Source organism: Pseudomonas sp. GW821-FHT01E05, assembly GCF_059422425.1.
This window is the reverse complement of sequence record NZ_JBWKWW010000008.1, coordinates 59,442-76,830: the sequence shown is the minus strand read 5'-3', so window position 1 is coordinate 76,830 and position 17,389 is coordinate 59,442. Positions and strand designations below refer to the sequence as shown.

Below are 17,389 nucleotides of genomic sequence, written 5' to 3'. Positions count from 1 at the left end.
ATGTCCCTACCCAAGCATCACCTGGAACTGCTCAGCCCCGCCCGCGACGTGGCCATCGCCCGCGAGGCCATCCTGCATGGCGCCGACGCCGTGTACATCGGAGGCCCGAGCTTCGGCGCCCGCCACAACGCCTGCAACGAGGTGAGCGATATCGCCCAATTGGTGGAGTTCGCCCGTCGTTACCACGCCCGGGTGTTCACCACCATCAATACGATCCTGCACGACAACGAGCTCACGCCTGCCCGCAAGCTGATCCACCAACTGTACGATGCCGGCGTCGACGCGCTGATCGTCCAGGACCTGGGTGTGATGGAGCTGGATATCCCGCCGATCGAGCTGCACGCCAGCACCCAGACCGACATCCGCACCCTGGCACGGGCCAAGTTTCTCGATCAGGCCGGTTTCTCCCAACTGGTATTGGCCCGCGAGCTGAACCTCCAGGAGATCCGCGCCATCGCCGACGAGACCGATGCAGCAATCGAGTTCTTCATCCACGGCGCACTGTGCGTGGCGTTCTCCGGCCAGTGCAACATTTCCCACGCGCAGAACGGTCGCAGTGCCAACCGTGGCGACTGCTCCCAGGCCTGCCGCCTGCCTTACACCCTCAAAGACGACCAGGGCCGCGTAGTTGCCTTCGAGAAACACCTGCTGTCGATGAAGGACAACAACCAGAGCGCCAACATCCGCGCCCTGGTAGAGGCCGGCGTACGTTCGTTCAAGATCGAGGGGCGCTACAAGGACATGGGCTATGTGAAGAACATCACCGCCTATTACCGCCAGCGCCTGGACGATGTCCTCGAAGACCGTCCGGACCTGGCCCGTGCTTCCAGCGGCCGCACCGCGCACTTCTTCATGCCCGACCCGGAAAAGACCTTCCACCGTGGCAGCACCGATTATTTCGTCAGCGAGCGCAAGATCGACATAGGCGCCTTCGACACGCCAACCTTTACCGGCCTGCCGGTGGGTGTGGTGGAGAAGGTCGGCAAGCGCGATTTGCAGGTGGTGACCCATGAACCGTTGTCCAACGGTGATGGCCTCAACGTGCAGGTCAAGCGCGAAGTGGTGGGCTTTCGCGCCAACATCGCCGAACCCAAGGGCGAGTTCGAGGAGGACGGCGAAAAACGCTATCGTTACCGCGTCGAGCCCAACGAGATGCCGGAAGGGATGTACAAGCTACGGCCGAACCACCCGCTGAGCCGCAACCTGGATCACAACTGGCAGCAGGCCCTGCTCAAGACCTCCGCCGAGCGCCGGGTGGGCCTTGCCTGGGTCGCTCGCCTGCGCGAGGAACGCCTGGAACTGACCGCCACCAGCGAGGAGGGCATCAGCGCCAGCGTCGCCCTGGACGGTCCGTTCGGCCTGGCCAACAAGCCGGAACAGGCCCTGGAGCAACTGCACGACCTGCTCGGCCAGCTGGGTACCACCGAGTACCACGCCACGGACGTCAAACTGGATGCACCGCAGGCGTACTTCATCCCCAACTCGCAGCTCAAGGCCCTGCGCCGCGAAGTCATCGAAGCGCTGACCGCGGCCCGCATCAATGCCCACCCACGGGGCGGACGCAAGGCCGAGACCACGCCGCCACCGGTGTACCCGGAGTCGCACCTGTCGTTCCTGGCCAACGTCTATAACCAGAAGGCCCGCGACTTCTATCACCGTCACGGGGTCAAGCTGATCGACGCGGCCTTCGAGGCCCACGAGGAAACCGGCGAAGTGCCGGTGATGATCACCAAGCATTGCCTGCGCTTCTCCTTCAACCTCTGCCCCAAGCAAGCCAAGGGCGTCACCGGCGTGCGCACCAAGGTCGCGCCGATGCAGCTGATACACGGCGACGAGGTGCTGACGCTGAAGTTTGACTGCAAGCCCTGCGAGATGCACGTGGTCGGCAAGATCAAGGGTCACATCCTTGACCTGCCGCAACCGGGCAGCGCGGTGCAGTCGGTCGTCGGGCACATCAGCCCCGAGGACCTGCTCAAGACTATCCCTCGCGGCCCGCACTGAGTGACGGGCGAGCGCGAAGTTACGGCACCGCGCCCGCGCGCTTGGCCAAACTTCGCGCGATCAAGGGGCAGGAAGCCATCCAGGACAAGCGCTGCATCGTCCGCGCAGAACCTGGTCTACGTATAGCTCTTCTTGCTCATCTCCTTACTCCTTGTAGAGGGAGGGTTGGTGGTGAATCGGTAGGCGCTCAGCTGTGCGAGAAGTACTGCTTCAGGCCATACACGAGGCCGGCGAAGGGCATGCCGAGCGCAGCGTAGACGGCCTCGGCTTCGGGTGCGGCGTTGTCGGCCAGAATCTCAACGGCGACGCTCGAATAACCGACGGGGATCACGCCGGCCTGTTGCATGCGCGCCACGCCCATGGCGACTTGCGTCTGGGTGAAGCCGCCGGAAGCATCGATCACTGCATAGCTGTTGTAGCCGTCGGCAATTGCCGAGATCGCCGGGAAGGCGAGGCAAACGTCGGTCGAGATACCCGTCACGATCAGGTTCTTGCGGCCGGTCGCCTTGACCGCATCGACGACGCGACGCTCGTCCCAGGCATTGACGGTGGTGCGCTCGATGCGCTTCACACCCGGCAGCGCTTCGACGAGCTCAGGGATCAGCGGCCCCCACATCCCCTCGGTCGTCGTAGTGACGATGATCGGCAACTTCAGCGCCAGCGCTGCCTTGGCCAGGCCGACGACGTTGTGCTTGAGGGCCAGTGTGTCGATGTCGCGCACGCCGGTGTAAAGGCCGACCTGATGGTCGACCAGCAGCAGGATGGCATTTTCGCGGGTCAGGCGTTCGTGGAGCTGGGGCGAGTTCATGGCAAGGCTCTCCGGGGCGGGTTGAGATGCATTAACCTTGGCGCTGGGACAATCCGAGAACAATTAGCCAAAATGAGAACCATCGTCTATACGACGGGACGATAAGTCGACGCGAGACGTCGGCTGCCGTGTGCACCGAGGGCTGCCGATGCTCGATCTCAGTGACGTCTACTACTACGCCAGGGTGGTCGAACACCAAGGCATCACGGCTGCGGCTCGGGCGCTCGACGTACCCAAGTCTAGCATCAGCCGGCGCATCCTCGTGCTGGAGGCATCGCTGGGTGCACGGCTGATTCAGCGCACGTCACGGCGTTTTGTCGTGACGGAAATCGGCGCGGAGTTCCATCGCCACGCGCTGGCCCCGCCGTTGAAGGTGGCTCGTCCGGTGTTATTGCTCAGTGGACACCTTCAGATCGCAAGAAAGGGCGTTGGCGGCCCGGATGCTGCGGCGCAGTTCGGGAAGTCGAGCCTGTGTTTGGTCGGGCGCTAAAGCCACGTATTCACCACTCGTCGATCCAGCTCCTCCCAATCCGCTATGCCCAGCACCCGCGTGGTGTTCAACCCGCGCAAATAACCGCGCAACTGATTGGCGGTGGCCCGCGCAAGCTCCGGGTCGGGCGCGTTTTCGCACAACAGTACGGTTTCGTATTGGATCAAATACTCGGCCACCCGGTCACGGAAATCGGGCAAAACGGCGTCGCGGATCAGGTCAAAAGTTCTCAAGGAGAGATCCTCATCAATCTTTTCTGGTTGTGATGGAGTGTGCATCCGTCTGCACGGCGCGCAACTATTGCTAGAAGTGATAATGACCATTACGAAACGCAAGTTCTGCTTTGTCGGCAATAGTCGGAAAATCGCCTCCATCGAACACGCGGCTCAAGAACTTTGCTCCATGAAGACATTGACCCGACTGGCTCTGGTCAGCCCAGCTGACGGGCGGAGTGGTTACTGCACCTGGTTGAACACACAAAACACCAATGGCAATGGCGGCGCTCGTGACGCAGTTCCGCTGTTTGATGAACCGAACCTTTTATTTTCAGGATGAGACCGATGCGCCCTTTTTTCGTGTCTGCCACGGCGTTTGCCTCTTTGCTGCTCGCCGGTTGTGCCTCCGCGCCGAACGATCCGACCCTGACCTTGCAGACCAACAAGACCCCTGCCCAATACGCCGACTGCGTCGTACCGAAATTGCAGGGCAGTGCGTTGAACCCGACTGTCTCGCAGACCCAGCGCAGCTACCGGATCGTGGTGCCGAGCAAGGTCTCGGCGGACAACGTGCTGGAAGCCTACAAGGCCGGGAACGGCGGCAAGGTGTTCATCTACGAGCGGCATTTGCTGGCCTCGAACTTCCTGCCTTCGAGTTTTGAACGCGCCGCACAGGATTGCATCTGACCCCGGCCCGTAAACGCTTTTCATAGAGCTCCTTTGGTTGGCCGCAACCAACCAATTTTTTTGCCCCGCACCGCATTCGGTTGCGGGGCTTTTTTTTCTGCGAATGAACAAAGGCTTTGATCGTTCCCACGCTCCCGCGTGGGAATGCATCCGGTGACGCTCTGCGTCATCTCTACAGCGGACGCAGAGCGTCCGGGGCGGCATTTCCACGCAGAGCGTGGGAACGATCAAGACCATGAACGTCGCCTAAGGGGAGTTCAGCGTCATCGAGCCCCATTCGGTGTTGAACCGGGTGGGGCTTTTTTGTGAGTCGGGGTTGATTGTTCCCACGCTCCCGCGTGGGAACGCATCCGGTGACGCTCTGCGTCATCTCTACAGCGGACGCAGAGCGTCCGGGGCGGCATTCCCACGCAGAGCGTGGGAACGATCAAGACCATGAACGTCGCCTAAGGCGAGTTCAGCGTCATCGAGCCCCATTCGGTGTTGAGCCGGGTGGGGCTTTTTTGTGAGTCGGGAATGAACAAAGGCTTGTCTTTGATTCCTGAAAGCGTCGGTGACTTCCCCACGGCTTTGCCGAACCTGACGCTGTACCGGCGAGTCTCGCCGACGAAGCCTGTTCCCTGCATTTACAACCTGCGGCTGGGCGTCACTGCGCGATGCGGCGAGCAAAAAGTCCAACGCCTCCACACAGGGAGGCGTTGCGGGTTTTCAGGAGCACCGAATGGAATATGCCGCATCTACTCTCGGCAACCTCCCTGGAGTCCCCCAACCTGAGCGATCAGGTCGAGGTGACCCAGTTCAAGACCAGGTCCAACGTTCGCATCACCTGAGGTCGAAGCGGTCAAGGTTCATCACCTTGGTCCAGGCAGCTACGAAGTCTTTCACGAACTTCTCCTGGGCGTCGCTGCATGCGTAGACCTCAGCCAACGCCCTCAATTGCGCATTCGAGCCAAAGACGAGATCGACACGAGTGCCTGTCCATTTGAGGTCGCCGGTTTTGCGATCGCGTCCTTCAAACTCTTCATTGGCGTCCGAGACCGGCTTCCATTCCACGCCCATGTCGAGCAGGTTGGTGAAGAAGTCGTTGGTCAACGTTTCAGGTCGCTTGGTGAAGACCCCGTGCCGGGTTTGTCCGACGTTGGTATTGAGCACGCGCAGGCCGCCAATGAGCACCGTCATTTCTGGCGCGGTGAGTGTCAGTAGTTGCGCCTTGTCGATCAGTAATGCCTCGGCCGGTACCCGGTAACGGGTCTTGAGGTAGTTACGGAAGCCATCGGCGATGGGTTCGAGAAACCCGAAAGACTCGACATCCGTCTGTTCCTGATTCGCGTCCATGCGTCCTGGCATGAAAGGCACCGTTATGGTGTGACCGGCATTTTTCGCCGCCTGTTCGACGCCAGCGCTACCGGCCAGCACGATCAGGTCCGCCAGCGAGATCTTCTTGCCGCCAGTCTGCGCGCTGTTGAACTCGCTCTGGATTTTCTCGAGGGTCGCCAGCACGTTCGCCAGTTGCTCAGGCTGGTTGGCCGGCCAGTCCTTCTGCGGGGCCAGGCGCAGGCGCCCACCGTTGGCGCCACCGCGCTTGTCGGAGCCACGGAAGGTGGAAGCCGCCGCCCAGGCAGTTGATACAAGCTGCGAGACTGTCAGGCCACAGGACTGGAACTTGCTCTTGAGTGAGGCGATGTCGCTGTCGTTGACCAGGGCATGGTCGAGCGCCGGGATGGGGTCTTGCCACAGGAGTTTTTCGTTGGGCATTTCCGGGCCGAGGTAGCGCGAGAGCGGTCCCATGTCGCGGTGGATCAGCTTGAACCAGGCGCGGGCGAACGCGTCGGCCAACTGATCGGGATTCGCAAGGAAGCGCCGCGAAATCTTTTCATAGATCGGGTCGAATCGCAGAGACAGGTCCGTGGTCAGCATGGTTGGATTACGACGCTTGGACGGGTCGTGAGCATCCGGAATGATGCCCGCGCCGGCGCCGCTTTTCGCCGTCCACTGGTTTGCACCCGCCGGGCTCTTGGTCGGTTCCCACTCGAAGCCGAACAGGTTCTCCAGGTAATTGTTGCTCCACTTCGTGGGTGTCGTGGTCCAGGTCACTTCCAGGCCGCTGGAGATCGTGTCGCCACCTTTGCCCGTGCCGAAGCTGCTCTTCCAGCCCAGGCCCTGCTCTTCGAGGCCAGCGGCTTCGGGCACGGGCCCCACATTGGATACAGGGCCGGCGCCGTGGGTCTTGCCGAAGGCGTGGCCGCCTGCGATCAGTGCCACGGTTTCTTCGTCATTCATCGCCATGCGAGCGAACGTTTCGCGGATATCCACCGCAGCAGCGACCGGGTCCGGGTTGCCCTCCGGGCCTTCCGGGTTTACGTAGATCAGGCCCATTTGCACCGCGGCGAGCGGTTTCTCCAGGTTGCGCTCCTGGACGGTACGGCTCTCCTCTTTGCCGTAGCGCACATCGCCCCCCAGCCAGGTGCTTTCGGAGCCCCAGTAGACGTCCTCATCTGGTCCCCAGACGTCCGGACGGCCTCCGGAAAAACCAAAGGTCTTGAAGCCCATGGACTCCAGCGCGACGTTGCCGGTGAGGACGATCAGATCGGCCCAGGAGATGTTACGACCATACTTTTGTTTGATCGGCCAGAGCAGTCGACGCGCCTTGTCGAGGCTGACGTTATCCGGCCAACTGTTGAGCGGCGCGAAGCGTTGCTGACCGGAGCCGGCACCACCACGCCCGTCACCGGTGCGGTACGTGCCCGCGGCGTGCCAGGCCATGCGAATAAAGAGCGGCCCATAGTGACCGAAGTCCGCAGGCCACCAGTCTTGCGAATCGGTCATCAGCGCGTGCAGGTCTTTCTTGAGCGCCTCAAAGTCCAGTTTTTTGAACGCTTCGGCGTAGTTGAAGCCCGCGTCCATGGGGTCGGACAGGGACGAGTGCTGGTGCAGGATCTTCAGATTGAGTTGGTTCGGCCACCAGTCGCGGTTCGACGGGCCACCGCCCGCGGCGGCGTGATTGAACGGGCATTTCGATTCAGTTGCCATGTGTGAGCTACCTTTGGTCGTGTTCATCCGGCTATCCCGGCCCGGTGTGGGCGCGCAATAGCGACGAGCGAAATCAATGACATCGGCTGCAGGGCCAGCTGTTCGATCAATTGATCGTCGTGGTCACACGGGAAATCCGGATAGCAGCAATCGAGTTACCAGCATGGTGGCCCACGGCAAGCCTAGTACGCTTCTGACTTATTCGTATCTCTTATCAGGTCTCAACCGGCCAGTTTTCACCAGCGCTGCGTTAAGGGTAGACCCCTATAAAGCAGTCAGCTAATAGGTGGCGTATTCGGTCTTGATAGGCATAATCTTTTATTGGGCCTCTGGAGATGGAGCAGCGGGTATGAGTAGCTCTCGTAAGACCTTTTACGCGACGAACCCATGCACGGCAGAGGACCCGCCCATGAATCAGCGCCCGCGCCGCACGGCCATCCACGAAGCTGGCCACGTCCTGGCCTTTTGGTGGAATGATCAGCACATAGAGCGCGTCACTGTGCGCACCAGGACAGAAGCCTTCGCCGGCCCAATGATTGATCTGCGCGGCAACCCGCAAAACGTAGAGGGGTTGGTAGAGGCTGATTACTGTGTCCCGCACCCATCCTTCGACCCCCCCGGGATTGCTGAATACTTGCCCTCCATGGTCGAGTCTATTGAACGCGACCTTCTCCAATGCTTCGCCGGCCCAGTAGCCGAAGCAGTCTACAGGCACACCAGATCTGACAAATTCATCAGCGGCAGTGGCCGGGGTGACCGGTGCCGGGGTTACGAGTTGATCAGTTTGCTGCCCGCACGAAAGCTACTCGATGCCGAATCCCAAGCAATCGCCCGGTCCAGCTGTCTGGTGCGTCGTTACTGGCCCGCTGTCACCGCTGTGGCGGATCTTCTACAAGAGCACGGCACGGTTAACGGGGAAGCTATAACAGCGCTGCTGTGGGAAGTCACCGGGGAGTCGCCTACGCGGCTCAGCAATGACCTGGCAACCCTTGACACGCGACGCAATAGGCGGTGGACTGCAGTCCACGCCAAGCGACCTTTGTAGCAAGGCCCGGCAATCGTCTGACCGAACTGACGGTGACGGTCCATCAGCTCAATCCTGAAAAAAACAAAGGGCGCCTCCAAGCGCCCCATGCCATTGTCAGTCATCAAACGGTAAACTGAGATGCTGGCGTGCCGTGAATACTGGCTTCTGTAAATGTAGGCGTATCAGCGCCTGACATTGAGAAGGGATCAAGGCCACGGTCGTCGAGTGGCTTTCAATAGTCGACGACCTATGGATTGCTGATGCCTTGAGGGTTGATTTGTGCGGTGTGGGGCTTACAAATCGATGACAAGGTCTGACGTAGGTTTACTGCAGCAGAGCAAGCGCAGCCCCTTGTCGATTTCACGCTGGCGGATACCCCCGTTGTGGTTCATCTCCACCGTGCCTTGCAGCACGGCTGTTTTACATGTGCCGCAGACCCCTTGGCTGCAGGAGGAGGGGACGATAGCACCGGCTTTTTTTGCAGCCGCCAGTACCGTCTGGTTGCCTGGCATGCTGAAGGTTTTACCCGAGCGGGACAGCGTGACCGTAAAAAAGCGCTCCCGCCGATCGAGGACGGACGACTGTTCTATGAGCGGTTCTTCGTCCAGCACCGCGATATCGAAGCTTTCCTGGTGATAGTGCTGGAAATCAAAGCTTCCCTGTTTGAGTAGAGTTTTGACCGCATCCATGTAGCCTTGCGGCCCGCAGGTGAACACTTCGCGCTCCTTGAAATCTGGTACCAGCTCGCTGAGCAGGGCCAAATCCAGGCGGCCGATCGGCCCGGCCCAATCCGTGTCGACGCCGCGCCCTTCGCAGATATTCAGGACGCGCAGGCCAGGCATGCTGGCCTGCATCCGACTCAGTTCGTCATGGAAAATAATGTCGATTGGCGTTCGCGCACTGTGCACGAAGACGATATCTAATCTGGCCGCCATGTCGAAACTCGCCCGTGTCATGGACATCAGAGGTGTCACTCCGGAACCCGCCGACAGGTAAAGCAGCTTGGCAGCTGGACGGCCGACCGGCGTGAAGCTGCCAGCGGGGCCGGAAGCAAGCAACATATCGCCTTCGCGCAAGTTATCGTGCAGCCAATTCGACACTGTCCCGCCGGGAACGCGTTTGACTGTGATCGAAAGCGCAAAGGGGCGAGTGGGAGATGATGACACCGTATAGCAGCGTGACACGCTTTGCCCCGCGATAATCGGCGATACGGTAATGAACTGCCCTGGCTCAAAACTTATTGCGCTGAAATCCGCACTACGAAAGATAAAGGTCTTTACATCGTGGGTTTCGTCGCGCACAGCGCAGCATTGCAGCGCCTTTTGTTCGCCACTGTTCCACTGTGCGCCGCAGGCGCTCCAGGTGTCAGGATTTGTGAATACCCTCTGCGCGGATCTGGCGCCTGCGGTAACCGGCGTTTTTTCATAGGTGGTCATGGTCATTCCTCACACACCGTGTGCGGCAAGCCGCGCGGCGTACCAGCGAGAGAACTGATCAACGTAGGATTCGGTGAACGCCGAGAATGGCCCAGGCGAGTAGCCAGGATCTTGCGTACCGCTATGAGTGATTGCGACAAGGTTAGCGTCCTGCTGATTGGTCGCTTTCCACACTTCGGTCAGCTTATCGATGTTGTAATCCACGCCCTCAATGGCGTCTGCATTCACGAGCCACTTGGTACGCACCAAGGTCTTGTCAGGTGCGAGAGGGATGATGTAGGAAATCACCGCGTGATCGCTCATCACATGCGTCCAGGAGTTATGAGTCCACAGGTGAACGTCGCCGAGGTCGCGGCGGGTCAGGTCACCGAACAGGCGCGTACAAGCCACCCGGGTGTCGAGCGTTTGAGACTCGCCATTGCCGGCGATGACCAGCCGTTGCGTGCGAAATTGGGTCACTGCGTCTACGTCCAGGTGTTCTACCGCGTCGCAGATAAACCCGTCGTTTTCCCAGTTCCGTTTTGCAGCAGCATTGCGTTCTTCATATTCATCTAGCGCCTGAAGCGATTCTTCGCTAAGACCATCGGCGCAGAAACCGAAATCTTCCGGCAGGAAAGATGCTGTTAATTCCGGATGCGTCGCTGAACAGTGATAACACTCGCGATTATTCTCGATGACCAATTTCCAATTACCGTCTTCAATGATTTGCGCCTCATAGGCAATCTTCGAATAGATGATGTTGTAGGGGGCTAGCCGAGGAGCCATTGTTTCTTCCAGATATGCGATATCTTCGGGAGGCTGATCGCCAAGGCAAACGAACACATGCGTGCCGGCAACTTTTGTATGAACAGGAATCAGACTTTTACACTTTGGATCGAAATCCTTGCCCATGTGAGCGGCGTGCTTCAGGCTGCCATCAAGATCATAAGTCCACTGATGGTAAGGGCAAACCAGCATACCGACAGTCGACTTGCCGGCCGGCTTCAGACGCGCTCCGCGATGACGGCATACGTTGCGAAATGCTTGCACCTGCTCGTCGTCGTCGCGTACGACGATGATCGAGGATTTGCCGATGTCTATGGTCGAAATATCCCCAGGCTCGGGAATATCAGCCGTGACGCCTACCAAAATCCAATGTTTGGTGAAAAAGATATCGACGTCGGTTTCGAAAATATCCTGGCGGCCAAACAACGCCCCATGCATGCCATGGCCTGGTGTGCGCGCGGTAACAAGCTCTTGTTGGGATTTCACGACGGTAGTTGTCATTATAGCCTCATGGGGTCGATCTAAATCATCAGCAGGTGACGGTGAGGCAAGTATCGAAATGCTTCAGGGTTGCGTCAATGCGCTTTATTCTCACCTTGGCATATCTAAAAGTTATGCGAAATTTCAGCCGGTTTTTTACCATTTACTTCAGTGCGCTAATACTGATTCATCTCGCAACCAATCGACCAGGACATTAACTAATGGCGTTATTTCTCGACCATTCGGGACAATCAAGTAATAAGCATCTTTGGGTTTGACCACATAGGGGGTGATACGAACTAATTCACCACTGAGGAGCATAGGGCCAAGCAACCTGTTCCAGCCCAAGGCTATGCCATACCCCTGTAGCGCTGCCTGCACAGTGTCGTTGTAGCTGCTGCAGCGCAGGCTGTAATTCATCTTTGGGCGACTCTGCCCCAGCTCCTTGAACCAGCTATTCCAAGTCATCCAACCTTCGAGCGTTGTTTCCGAATCGATGAGATCCATATGCAGGAAGTCGTCGACTGACATGGGTGCGGGATGAGTGGTCAACCAGGTCGGCGAACACACTGGGAAAACTTCTTCGTCAAACAGGAAAATCGAAGTGCCGTCCTCCCATTTTCCATTCCCGAAGCGAATGGCGATATCTACATCCTGTCGGCTTACGTCAGGATTGAGTATGTGTGTAATCAAGCGCAGTTGCAGCTTCGGCTGTGACAGGCGCAATGAGGCCAGCCTGGGCAAGATTCGTAGTTGTGAAAACGCCGCAGTACAGGCAAGCACCAATTCCTGTTCGGGAATGCCCTCGGAAATCTTGTCGAAGACGCTCGCCATGCGTTGCATGGATTCGGAGACCACCGAATACAGCACGTACCCCTCGCTGGTTAATTTGATGGCACGGTGTAGACGATGGAATAACCTGGTACCCAAGGTTTCTTCCAGGTATTTGACCTGTTTGCTTACTGCGGCTTGGGTCACTCCCAGTTCCTGAGCCGCCAGTGTGAAACTGCTCAACCGCGCTACTGCCTCGAACTCCATCAACGCCGTCATGGAAGGGATCAGCCGGCGGTAACCCTTAACCTTTTTGCTGGTTTCTTCACTATCCATCGTGGTTGATCCTGAAAGGAGAACGGGCGCAGCAACCGCTTGCGTTCAAGCACCGAGCCGACATGGCGGTCATGCGGGGTACAGGCGAACTCTACGTGACCAGCTCACGGGAGCTGCGCCAAGGGTGCAGTTGGCAGTGTCGATCTGCAGGATAGCCGCTCCCTGTGGCATACATTGCTGCCGGCCTGCGGCGGTAAAAAGCACAGGGACGATGTTTGAGCATCCAGCTCCCACCAGGGCATAACCGATCAAGGACGCAGGCCATCCATCGAAACCTTATCGACGTGATGCCGCCATTGCGTAGTGATGCTTGGTTGCTTTGACGATACGCTCATGTATGCCGCTGCGGTTGTTCTGGAGCGACACGCCATTGCCTGTTCGCTCAGCACCGAGAAACGCTGGAACCGCCTCCTTTGAATCGCCTTCTGACAATGGGTCTTCAGTCCGCATTCACTAAAGCCTCTCCGCTGCCTCAAAGGCATGTCGCAAACGCTTCCTGGAACGTCGTACCGGGCCAACCGCCCCTATACAAAAGTGCGCTTGGTAATAAGCTTTATTATGGAATGATCTAGGAAAAAACATTCCAAAAACGACCATATTCTTTCCTGTGACCGACTACGTCGTTTTTTTAATAATTAAGTAACTTGATGAATTTAAAGAAAATTCTTCAAAAAAATCATGTGTTTTTCATGTGTTTTTTATGTATACACAAAAAATACAATCTATTGACCATCCCCAAAACCCATGCGAGTCTCGACTCATCAGTCAGCCGCACCTGACAGCGAAACTACCTCTGGAGGTCGTTTGTGAAAAACGGCAAAACTTGTCTCTACGAAGACCTGAAACGTCAAATTTTGACGATGGAACTGGATCCTGACGAAGCGCTGGATGAAGTCATTCTCAGCGAGCGTTATGGCTTATCCCGAACGCCCGTCCGAGAAGTTTTCCGACGCTTGGCCGGTGAAGGTTATGTCGATATTCGAGAAAACCGGGGCGCTCGGGTTATTCCAATGAATCACTCGACACTGCGAAATTTCTTCCTGGTTGCACCGATGATATACGCAGCCATTGGCCGTCTGGCGGTTCAAAACTTCAAGCCACGCCAACTGATCGATTTGAAAGAAACGCAGCACCGGTTCCGCATTGCCACCACCTCAAGGGATGCGCTGGCAATGGTCGTCGAGAACAATCGTTTTCACGCGATCATGGGCGAAATGGCCGGCAACCAATATCTCCAACCCAGTTTGGAAAGATTGCTCATTGATCACTCCCGAATCGGTAATACATTTTTCCGACCTCAAAATGAGGATATGGAGGAGCGTCTTGAACTTTCTGCGGGGCACCATGATTTTTTTATCGAGGCTATTGAACGTCGCGATGAACAAGCAGTAGTTGATCTCGTGTTTGAACATTGGGAACTGTCCCGAGAAAACATGGAGATTTTTATCGCGCCCCAAGGCATCAAGGCGGACGCGCTCGTTGACCTTCCACGTAACTCATATTCGGAGAAATCATCTTGAAATTTGAAGGCATCTATACACCAGCGGTGACTCCTTATAAGCCTGATGGGGAGATCGACTGGAGCGTGTACTCCGAAGTATTGGAGTCGCTGATTGAGGCGAAGGTACACGGCATTATTATCGGCGGGTCGACCGGCGAGTATTATGCGCAGACGGCAGAAGAACGTACTGAGCTTGCCGCTTATGCAAAAGATGTGATCGGCACTCGGGTGCAACTGATCATTAGCACCGGGGCCATTCGCACTGAAGATGCGGTGCAGTATGCGAAGGATGCCAAAGCGATCAAAGCGGACGCCATTCTCGTCACCAGTCCACCGTACGCGCTCCCTACCTCCGAGGAAAACGCGATACATGCATTAACCATTGATCGTGCTGCCGATCTGCCGATCATGCTTTACAACTACCCGGGTCGCATGTGCGTTTCGATGGACGAGGATTACTTCACCCGTGTGAGCAAATCGAAAAACGTAATTGCCATCAAGGAAAGTTCCGGCGACATGGGGCAGGTGCATCTCCTCGCGCGTAAGTTTCCCAACATCGCACTGTCATGCGGCTGGGACGATCAAGCACTTGAGTTTTTTGCATGGGGTGCCAGAAGTTGGGTGTGTGCAGGCTCCAACTTTTTGCCGAAAGAGCACGTGGCGCTTTACGAAGCCTGCGTCATTGAAAAGGACTTCGACAAAGGCCGTCAGATCATGTCGGCGATGATGCCTCTGATGAATGCTTTGGACGGCGGCAAGTTCGTGCAGTCGATCAAGTTTGGTTGCGAGCTGACTGGACTGAAAGTAGGGGACGTGCGGTTGCCGCTTCAGCCGCTTGATTCAGAAGAGAAGAAAAGCCTTGAAGCGATCATCAGCGATGTGAAGCGCGACGTTGCCAACATCACTTCGGGAGCCAGCCATGGGTGATCTTCTGAGCAAGGCCGAATACGCCGCCATCGCTAAAGGTATTTCGTTTCCTTCTAACGCGTTCATCAATGGCGCGTTCAAGCCCGCGATCTCTGGCAAAACGTTCGCCACGACCAATCCGGCGACGGGTGAGTTTCTGGCAGATGTTGCCGCATGCGCGTCTGAAGATGTCGATTATGCAGTTAGTAACGCTAAAGAAGCCTTTGAGGATGGACGCTGGAGATCGATTTCTCCCAGGGAGCGAAAAGCCGTTCTCCTGAAGTTCGCGAATCTGCTTGAAAGCAATCAACACGAACTGGCAGTCCTGGAAAGCCTCGATAGCGGCAAGCCCGTCAGTGAATGTCAGTTGGTCGATGTGCCGGACACCATTCACACGCTGCGCTGGCACGCGGAGTTGATCGACAAGATTTATGACAACACCGCCCCTGTGGGCAGTGACGCACTGACCATGGTTGTTCGCGAGCCAATAGGTGTAGTGGGCTGCGTGCTGCCCTGGAACTTTCCTCTACTAATGCTGGCCTGGAAAATCGGCCCGGCGCTCGCAGCGGGATGCTCGGTGATCGTCAAACCCGCCGAACAAACCTCGCTGACGACGTTGCGCGTTGCGCAGCTCGCGTTTGAAGCCGGTGTCCCCGCAGGTGTGCTCAACATCATTACGGGTACAGGCAAGGATGTCGGGGAGCCGATTGGCTTGCATCACGATGTCGACATGGTGAGCTTCACTGGCTCCACCGCGACCGGTCGCCGGTTTCTGCATTACGCAGCCGATTCGAATCTGAAACGTATTGTCCTCGAATGCGGCGGGAAAAATCCTGCCGTGGTGATGGACGATGCGGAAGATCTGGATCGCGTTGCCGAGCATGTCGTAAACGGCGCGTTCTGGAACATGGGCGAGAATTGCTCTGCAACCTCGCGCCTGATAGTCCACACATCCGTGAAAGATGAGCTGCTACAGCGCATGGGCGCCTACATCCGCGAATGGAAAATGGGCGATCCACTCGATCCGCAAAACCGTGTAGGGGCGTTGGTCAGCCCTGAGCATTTCGCGAAAGTGAAGTCGTACCTTGAGCATGCCACCGCTGGAAAGCTCGAAGTTGTGTACGGCGGCGCGACCAAAGACGGTGCCTTCGTAGAGCCGACCGTGATTGACGGCGTAGGTCGGGACAACCGGCTGTTCCAGGAAGAGGTTTTCGGCCCGGTTCTTTCGGTCACCACATTCAGCTCGATCTCCGAAGCCATTGCCTTGGCCAATGACACGGTATACGGCCTTGCCGCCTCTGTTTATACCGGCAGTCTGCGACGGGCGATCAAGTTGTCGCGGGAAATTCGCGCCGGCATCGTCACCGTGAACTGCTTTGGTGAGGGCGATGCTTCCACGCCTTTCGGCGGCTACAAGGAGTCAGGGTTCGGCGGTCGAGACAAATCGATTTTTGCTCACGATCAGTACACCGAAATCAAAACCATCTGGATCGATGTTTCTGGTCGGTCGGATGAAGAGACTGAAAAATGAGCACCCAGACCATCAAGCGCCTACCGGTAGACACCGGGGTTTCAGGTTGGGAGGCGATTTCCACGCGCACTGCTCCTGTGCGCATGCTTGATGGGAGCGTGTCGGCAGATTGGCTGATTATCGGAGCAGGGTTTGCAGGTCTGTCCGCTGCGCGCAGGCTAGCCCAACTGCATCCCGGCGATAGCATCGCGGTCGTTGATGCCCATGAAGTCGCGAAGGGGCCAGCAGGAAGAAACTCTGGCTTCATGATCGACGTGCCCCACAGTCTTTCATCTGGGGAGTATTCGGTTGCCGCTGAGTCTGCAACGTCGTTGGAAATCGCCCAGAACCGCTTTGCTATCGCTTTTGCAGCGCAAGCCGCACGCGAGTACGGCATGTCTGTCGAGACCTTTGATCCGTCCGGAAAGATCAACGCGGCTGCAACAGAGCGGGGGATGAAGCTCAATGACAACTATGCGAAATCGCTAAAGGGCATTGGCGAGCAATACGAGTTGCTGGACGCTGCGCAGATGCAAGAGATCACCGGCTCCCGTTATTACCATGGTGGGCTTTATACGCCCGGTGCGGTGATGATTCAGCCCGCTCAATATATTAGGGATTTCGCATTTGGGCTTGATAAGAACGTCAGCCTTTATGAACGCTCTCCGATTATTGAACTTTCCAGATCGGGAAATAGCTGGAAGGCGAGGTCTCATCGTGGTGTGGTTAATGCACCTAAGGTGATTCTTGGAGTCAATGGCCATATCGAAGACTTCGGCCATTTTCAAGGTCGACTGCTGCACGTGTTTACCTACGCTTCGATGACGGCTGCTTATAGTCATCATGAGTTTGGAAGGCCGGTGACAGGTAAGGATCGATGGGCCTTGTTACCCGCGGATCCGATGGGAGCGACCGTTCGCAAGATTACTTCAAATGGGCTTTCGCGCATCGTTATCCGTACAAAGTTCACGTATGACCCAAGTATTCAAGTGACACTAAAGCGTGTTGCCGGGATTGCCGAAGAGCAACGGCATTCGCTGGACGCGCGCTTTCCCGAACTGAAGTCGACTCCATTGGAGTTTAGCTGGGCTGGACGCCTCTGCTTGAGCCGTAACAGCGCTCCAGCCTTTGGCGAGATAGAAGAAAACCTCTATTCGGCTTGCTGCGAAAATGGGCTGGGAACTGTCAAGAGTACCCTGGCGGGCGTGATGGCCGCTGAGTTGGCCTCCGGCACCAATTCAAAGTTTTTAGAAAGTTTCAGTCAAGCGCCTGGGCCAAGCAGGCTTCCACCCAGGATATTAACGAAGCTGGGTGTCAACTCGGTTATTCGTTGGCAGGCGCTGAGAGCAGGGCGAGAGGGCTGAAGTGTTTCACACAACCGGCTTTTATTTCATAAAGGCCTAATCTCTAGTTTTAACCGTAGTTC

14 protein-coding genes and 1 pseudogene are annotated in these 17,389 nt (G+C 57.2%); 8 read left to right on the top strand and 7 right to left on the bottom strand.

What is annotated here, in order from left to right; all coding sequences use genetic code 11:
• Entirely contained in the window at positions 1–2,001 is a 2,001-nt protein-coding gene (locus AC07W5_RS18630; RefSeq protein WP_494992924.1) for a peptidase U32 family protein, read from the top strand.
• A 187-nt stretch (positions 2,002–2,188) separates the two neighbouring features.
• Here the strand turns inward: AC07W5_RS18630 and AC07W5_RS18625 are convergent, their stop codons facing one another.
• Positions 2,189–2,809 carry an isochorismatase family protein gene (locus tag AC07W5_RS18625; RefSeq protein ID WP_494992923.1) on the bottom strand — a complete coding sequence of 207 codons (621 nt, stop codon included), beginning with the start codon at positions 2,807–2,809 and terminating at the stop codon, positions 2,189–2,191.
• A 148-nt stretch (positions 2,810–2,957) separates the two neighbouring features.
• Here AC07W5_RS18625 and AC07W5_RS18620 point away from each other — a divergent pair, with 148 nt between their 5' ends.
• A complete protein-coding gene (locus AC07W5_RS18620) occupies positions 2,958–3,299 on the top strand; it encodes a LysR family transcriptional regulator (RefSeq protein WP_495013561.1) in 342 nt (113 codons plus the stop codon).
• Here the strand turns inward: AC07W5_RS18620 and AC07W5_RS18615 are convergent.
• Positions 3,296–3,532: a hypothetical protein gene (locus tag AC07W5_RS18615; protein ID WP_495013560.1), complete on the bottom strand. Its 237-nt coding sequence runs from the start codon at positions 3,530–3,532 to the stop codon at positions 3,296–3,298. The genes AC07W5_RS18620 and AC07W5_RS18615 overlap by 4 nt on opposite strands.
• Positions 3,533–3,614: 82 nt before the next feature.
• Here AC07W5_RS18615 and AC07W5_RS18610 point away from each other — a divergent pair, with 82 nt between their 5' ends.
• Both AC07W5_RS18610 and AC07W5_RS18605 read left to right on the top strand, forming a co-directional pair.
• Positions 3,615–3,854, top strand: coding sequence for a hypothetical protein (locus tag AC07W5_RS18610; protein WP_494992920.1), 240 nt, complete (start codon positions 3,615–3,617; stop codon positions 3,852–3,854).
• Positions 3,855–3,859: 5 nt separating this feature from the next.
• Complete coding sequence (locus AC07W5_RS18605) at positions 3,860–4,201, top strand: hypothetical protein (protein ID WP_494992919.1); 342 nt, start codon at positions 3,860–3,862, stop codon at positions 4,199–4,201.
• 822 nt (positions 4,202–5,023) lie between these two features.
• Here the strand turns inward: AC07W5_RS18605 and katG are convergent.
• The 5 genes and pseudogenes from katG to AC07W5_RS18580 all read right to left on the bottom strand — a co-directional run.
• Positions 5,024–7,258, bottom strand: coding sequence for a catalase/peroxidase HPI (gene katG, locus AC07W5_RS18600; RefSeq protein WP_495024058.1), 2,235 nt, complete (start codon positions 7,256–7,258; stop codon positions 5,024–5,026).
• A 1,293-nt stretch (positions 7,259–8,551) separates the two neighbouring features.
• Complete coding sequence (locus AC07W5_RS18595; protein WP_495024057.1) at positions 8,552–9,694, bottom strand: FAD-binding oxidoreductase; 1,143 nt, start codon at positions 9,692–9,694, stop codon at positions 8,552–8,554.
• A 9-nt stretch (positions 9,695–9,703) separates the two neighbouring features.
• Entirely contained in the window at positions 9,704–10,960 is a 1,257-nt protein-coding gene (locus AC07W5_RS18590; protein WP_494995583.1) for an aromatic ring-hydroxylating oxygenase subunit alpha, read from the bottom strand.
• Between the two features lie 147 nt (positions 10,961–11,107).
• Positions 11,108–12,046, bottom strand: coding sequence for a LysR substrate-binding domain-containing protein (locus AC07W5_RS18585; RefSeq protein ID WP_494995582.1), 939 nt, complete (start codon positions 12,044–12,046; stop codon positions 11,108–11,110).
• Positions 12,047–12,196: 150 nt separating this feature from the next.
• Positions 12,197–12,322 (bottom strand): annotated as a pseudogene (locus tag AC07W5_RS18580) (MFS transporter); the annotation flags it as partial.
• Between the two features lie 530 nt (positions 12,323–12,852).
• On the opposite strand from AC07W5_RS18580, the gene AC07W5_RS18575 reads away from it, so the two are divergent.
• The 4 genes from AC07W5_RS18575 to AC07W5_RS18560 are packed head-to-tail and all read left to right on the top strand — an operon-like array spanning position 12,853 to position 17,327.
• Complete coding sequence (locus tag AC07W5_RS18575) at positions 12,853–13,566, top strand: GntR family transcriptional regulator (RefSeq protein WP_494995581.1); 714 nt, start codon at positions 12,853–12,855, stop codon at positions 13,564–13,566.
• A complete protein-coding gene (locus AC07W5_RS18570; RefSeq protein ID WP_494995580.1) occupies positions 13,563–14,474 on the top strand; it encodes a dihydrodipicolinate synthase family protein in 912 nt (303 codons plus the stop codon). The genes AC07W5_RS18575 and AC07W5_RS18570 overlap by 4 nt, the downstream gene beginning before the upstream one ends.
• On the top strand, positions 14,467–15,984 hold the full coding sequence (locus AC07W5_RS18565) for an aldehyde dehydrogenase (RefSeq protein WP_495013422.1): 1,518 nt from the start codon (positions 14,467–14,469) through the stop codon (positions 15,982–15,984). Before AC07W5_RS18570 ends, AC07W5_RS18565 begins: the two co-directional genes overlap by 8 nt.
• On the top strand, positions 15,981–17,327 hold the full coding sequence (locus tag AC07W5_RS18560) for an NAD(P)/FAD-dependent oxidoreductase (RefSeq protein WP_494995578.1): 1,347 nt from the start codon (positions 15,981–15,983) through the stop codon (positions 17,325–17,327). Before AC07W5_RS18565 ends, AC07W5_RS18560 begins: the two co-directional genes overlap by 4 nt.
• Positions 17,328–17,389: the final 62 nt, after the last annotated feature.